A 2,676-nucleotide genomic window follows, 5' to 3' on the forward strand; every position below is an offset into this window, starting at 1 on the left:
ATCGAGATCGCGGTGACCGCCGGCGACGAGCTCAACGAGGAAGACCCGCTGATCACCCTGGAGTCCGACAAGGCCTCCATGGACGTGCCGAGCCCCTTCAAGGGCAAGCTGCTCGAGCTCACCGTCAAGGAAGGCGACACTGTCTCCGAGGGCGATATCATCGGCTATATGGAGGTGGTCGGCGCGGCCAGGCCTAAGCCCGCGGCCAAGGCGCCGGACCAGCCGGCCCAGGCCGCGAAGGCCGACAGGCCCGCGCCGACCCCGAGTGGTTCGCCGAGCCCCGAGGCCCAGATGGCCGCCCACAAGCCCCGCGACGGCAAGCTGGTCCACGCCGGCCCGGCGGTGCGCATGCTGGCCCGCGAGCTGGGCGTCGACCTGGGGCTGGTCAAGCCCAGCGGCCCGAAGGAGCGGGTGCTCAAGGAGGACGTGCACGCCTACGTCAAGCAGGTAATGGCCAACCAGGGCAAGCCCCAGGCCGCCGCGCCAGCGGCCGCGGGCTCCGGTATTCCTCCCATCCCGGACCAGGACTTCAGCCAGTTCGGCGAGGTGGAAGAGAAGCCCATGGGGCGCCTGATGAAGATGGGCGCCACCAACCTGCACCGCAGCTGGGTCAACCTGCCCCACGTCACCCAGTTCGACGAGGCGGACATCACCGAGCTGGAGGCCTTCCGCAAGTCCATGAAGGCCGAGGCGGAGGCCCAGGGCGCCAAGCTCACGCCGCTGCCCTTCCTGGTCAAGGCCTGTGCCTTCGCGCTGCGCCAGTACCCGCAGTTCAACGTCAGCCTGAAGAGCGACGGCGAGACGGTGGTGCACAAGAAGTACGTGCATATCGGTGTCGCCGTGGACACCCCGGACGGCCTGATGGTGCCGGTGATCCGCGATGCCGACAAGAAGTCGCTGATCGATATCGCCAAGGAGTCGGTCGAGCTGGCCAAGAAGGCCCAGACCAAGAAGCTCAAGCGCGAGGAGATGACCGGCGGCTGCTTCACCATCTCGAGCCTGGGCTCCATCGGCGGCACCGCCTTCACGCCTATCGTCAACGCCCCGGAAGTGGCCATCCTCGGCGTCTCCAAGGCGTCGATGAAGCCGGTGTGGGACGGCGCCAGCTTCCAGCCGCGGCTGATGATGCCGCTGTCGCTCTCCTACGACCACCGCGCGGTCAACGGGGCCGACGCGGCGCGCTTCACGGCGCTGCTGGGCCAGCTGCTGGGCGATATCCGTCGCCTGCTGCTCTGATCCCCGCTCGGGAGTGACGGCAACACCACGACGGCGCCTTCCGGCGCCGTCGTCGTGTCGAGGATCCTACAGGCGCCCGACGAGAGGCGACGCTGTGGCAATGGTCGGCCAGACCAAAGTGCTATTCGGCCTTGAGTCGCTTGATCTGAAAAGGGTTTTTGCCCGCCGCCGCAGGGGGAGGAGCGGGCGGCGCTTGTGCCGGAACCGGGCCCCGGTTATCGTTCCCTCCCAATCATTTCTTCATTGCTGACAATCACTTGTATAATTGAGGACAAGAACATGCGTTTGATTCTGTTGGGCGCCCCGGGTGCCGGCAAGGGCACCCAGGCCCAGTTCATCTGCGAGCGCTTCAACATCCCGCAGATCTCCACCGGCGACATGCTGCGCGCCGCCGTCAAGGAGGGCAGCGAACTGGGGGTCAAGGTCAAGGAGATCATGACCAGCGGTGGCCTGGTGTCCGACGACATCATCATCGCCCTGGTGAAGGAGCGCATCGGCTACCCCGACTGCGAGAACGGCTTCCTGTTCGACGGCTTCCCGCGCACCATCCCCCAGGCCGAGGCCATGAAGGAGGCGGGCGTCAAGCTCGACCACGTGCTGGAGATCGCCGTGGAGGACGAGGAGATCGTCAAGCGCCTGGCCGGCCGTCGCGTGCACCCCGGCTCCGGCCGCGTCTACCACGTCGAGTACAACCCGCCCAGGGAGACCGGCAAGGATGACGTCACCGGCGAGGCGCTGATCCAGCGCGACGACGACCGCGAGTCCACCGTGCGCAACCGCCTGGCGGTCTACCACGAGCAGACCGCGCCGCTGGTCGACTACTACCAGGCCTGGGCGGAGCAGGACCCCGAGGCCGCCCCCGCCTATCACCGCGTGGAAGGCGTGGGCAGCGTCGACGATATCAAGGCGCAGGTGCTCAATGCCCTCGAAGGCTGATCGAGCCCTGCCTCTACTCAGACTCAATGGCCCGCTTCGGCGGGTCATCGTCGTTTGGGGTGCCGCCACGTATAATGATGCCCCCTTTAGCTGCGATGGTCGTGCCATGTCGATCCTGCTGGCCCTGGATGCCTCCTCGAGCGCCTGCTCCGCCGCCCTGCTGCGGCGCCGGGCCGGCGCCGAGGATGAATTGCTCTCCCGCTTCGAGATGGCGCCCCGCGCCCACACCCGCCGCCTGCTGCCCATGGTCGACGAGCTGCTCGCCGAGGCCGGGGTGGCCCCGGCGCAGCTGGACGCCGTGGCCTACGGTCGCGGGCCGGGCTCCTTCACCGGCCTGCGCATCGCCGCCGGCGCCGCCCAGGGGCTCGCCTACGGGCTCGACCGCCCGCTGCTGGGGGTCTCCACCCTGGCGGCCCTGGCGCTGGGCGCCCATCGCCGCCACCACTTCCGCTGGCTGGTCACCGCCCTGGACGCGCGCATGGGCGAGATCTACGTGGCCGCCTG

At 68.4% G+C, this 2,676-nt stretch carries 3 protein-coding genes; all 3 read left to right on the forward strand.

All coding sequences use genetic code 11. The features are described 5' to 3' along the window. Positions 1-1,236, forward strand: a 1,236-nt coding sequence (gene aceF, locus J5F18_RS05735) for a dihydrolipoyllysine-residue acetyltransferase (RefSeq protein ID WP_346301360.1), incomplete at its 5' end; no start/stop codon positions are given. Positions 1,237-1,515: 279 nt separating this feature from the next. Beyond that, positions 1,516-2,172, forward strand: coding sequence for an adenylate kinase (gene adk, locus J5F18_RS05740; RefSeq protein WP_346301361.1), 657 nt, complete (start codon positions 1,516-1,518; stop codon positions 2,170-2,172). A gap of 106 nt (positions 2,173-2,278) precedes the next feature. Next, the coding region (gene tsaB, locus J5F18_RS05745) for a tRNA (adenosine(37)-N6)-threonylcarbamoyltransferase complex dimerization subunit type 1 TsaB (protein ID WP_346301362.1) at positions 2,279-2,676 on the forward strand (398 nt) is incomplete at its 3' end.

The sequence above is a fragment of the Halomonas sp. BM-2019 genome (assembly GCF_017584085.1).

What these genes read in the sequence shown, in the direction of transcription:
- adk (WP_346301361.1), top strand. Translation starts at nt 1,516, where the DNA reads ATGCGTTTGATTCTGTTGGGCGCCCCGGGTGCCGGCAAGGGCACCCAG.